Source organism: Nocardia sp. NPDC060220, assembly GCF_042727815.1.
Classification (GTDB): domain Bacteria; phylum Actinomycetota; class Actinomycetes; order Mycobacteriales; family Mycobacteriaceae; genus Nocardia.
Genome location: NZ_JBHWZY010001076.1, coordinates 1 through 2,021, shown reverse-complemented (window position 1 = coordinate 2,021; position 2,021 = coordinate 1). Strand labels below are relative to the sequence as shown.

Annotated in this window: 2 protein-coding genes; both read left to right on the top strand. The window is 71.4% G+C overall.

The window, feature by feature from the left end:
* Window positions 1-1,502 (top strand): methylmalonyl-CoA mutase family protein (locus ACFWF3_RS33770; protein WP_379318043.1); only part of this gene is annotated, 1,502 nt, incomplete at its 5' end.
* Window positions 1,502-2,021, top strand: a 520-nt coding sequence (locus ACFWF3_RS33765; protein WP_379318041.1) for a methylmalonyl-CoA mutase family protein, incomplete at its 3' end; no start/stop codon positions are given. The genes ACFWF3_RS33770 and ACFWF3_RS33765, both read left to right, overlap by 1 nt.

The window sequence follows — 2,021 nt, the reverse complement described above, 5'->3', positions numbered from 1 at the left end:
CGCTCGGAGTGGGCACCTACGGCGTCGCCGTCGACGACATCCCCCTTGCCCTGCGTGGGCTGCTGTTCGAGCTGGCACCGCTGACGCTGGTGGCCGGTGCGGCGACCGGCACGGCCGCCGAGCAGGTGTTCGACGTCCTCGACGGGTACTCGATCGCCGATCGCACGCAGATCCGGGTCGGCCTCGGCGCGGCCCCGCTGACCAGCGCCTTCACCGGTGCCGAAGACCTCGACCACGCCGAGACCGTGGCGCTGGCCGTGCGCGCGATCGCCCGGCCCGAGACGGTCCGCGCGATCACGGTGGACGGCATCGCCTTCCACAACGCCGGTGCCGCCGACGCACAGGAAGTGGGCGCCGCCGTCGCGGCCGGTCTGGCCTACCTGCGCCTGCTCACCGGTGCCGGGGTCGACATCGCCGACGCGTTCGGTCAGCTCGAGTTCCGCTTCGCGGCGACCGACGACCAATTCGCCACCATCGTGAAATTCCGGGCGGCCCGGCGCCTGTGGGCCCGAGTGGCCCAGGTCTCCGGTGCGCCCGCCTTCGGCGCCGCCCCGCAGCACGCGATCACCTCGGCCGCCATGATGACCCAGCGCGATCCCTGGGTGAACCTGTTGCGCACCACGCTCGCCGCATTCGGCGCCGGCGTCGGCGGTGCCGATTCGGTGACCGTTCTGCCCTTCGACGCGGCCCTGCCCGCAGGCGAACTCGGCGTATCCACGACGTTCTCCCAGCGCCTGGCGCGCAACACCCAGCTGCTGCTGCTCGAGGAATCCCGTCTCGGGCACGTGCAGGACCCGGCCGCCGGTTCCTGGTACGTCGACAAGCTGACCGACGAACTCGCCGCCAAGGCATGGGAGTTCATGCAGGAGCTCGAGTCGGCGGGCGGCTACCTCGCCGCGCTCGACACCGGTGTGCTCGCGGCCCGGATCGCCGAGACCGCCGCCGCGCGCGCTGCCGACGTCGCCCATCGCCGCACCGCGGTCACCGGCGTCAACGAGTTCCCCAACCTCGCCGAGACCCCGCTCTCGGAGCAGGCTCGCGAGCCGGGCCCGAATGCGCGCTACGGCGCTGCCTTCGAAGCGCTGCGTAACCGCTCCGATGCCTACCTGGCTGCCAACGGTGCCCGCCCGAAGGCGCTGATCGTGCCGCTCGGCCTGGTCGCCGAGCACAACGCGCGCACCATCTTCACCGCGAACGTGCTCGCCTCGGGCGGCATCGAGTCGGTCAACCCCGGTCCGCTCACGGTCGACGCGATCACTGCCGCCGCCACCGAATCCGGTGCGCGCATCGCGGTTCTGTGCGGTGCGGACAAGCGCTACGGCGAGCAGGCGGGAGCCGCCACCGACGCCCTGCGCGCCGCCGGAATCGAGACCGTGCTGCTGGCCGGACCGGAGAAGGCGGTCGAGCAATTCAGCGGGACGCAGCGTCCCGACGGGTACCTGGCCCTGCGTATCGACGCGGTCGCGGTTCTGTCGCAGCTGCTGGAGAAGGTGGGAGCCTGATGACCACGTCCGATATCGAGCACGTCATCGGCAGCTTCGCCGAGGTGCCGCTGACCGATCACGCGTCCGCGCCGGCCGACGTCGACGCCGAGCAGGTCCGCGCGTTCGTGGCCGACGCGGCGACGGCGAACCCCACCACGCCCGAACAGCTGGTCTGGTCGACCCCGGAGGGCATCGACGTTCCGCCGGTGTTCACCAAGGCCGATCGGGATGCTGTTGTCGCGCAGGGCTATCCGCTCGACACCGTGCCCGGCGTCGCGCCGTTCCTGCGTGGCCCGTACCCGACCATGTACGTGAATCAGCCGTGGACCATCCGCCAGTACGCGGGCTTCTCCACCGCCGCCGATTCCAACGCCTTCTACCGCCGCAACCTGCAGGCGGGCCAGAAGGGGCTCTCGGTCGCCTTCGACCTCGCCACCCACCGTGGCTACGACTCCGACCACCCTCGCGTCCAGGGTGACGTCGGTATGGCCGGTGTCGCGATCGACTCGATCCTGGACATGCGCCAGCTCTTCGACC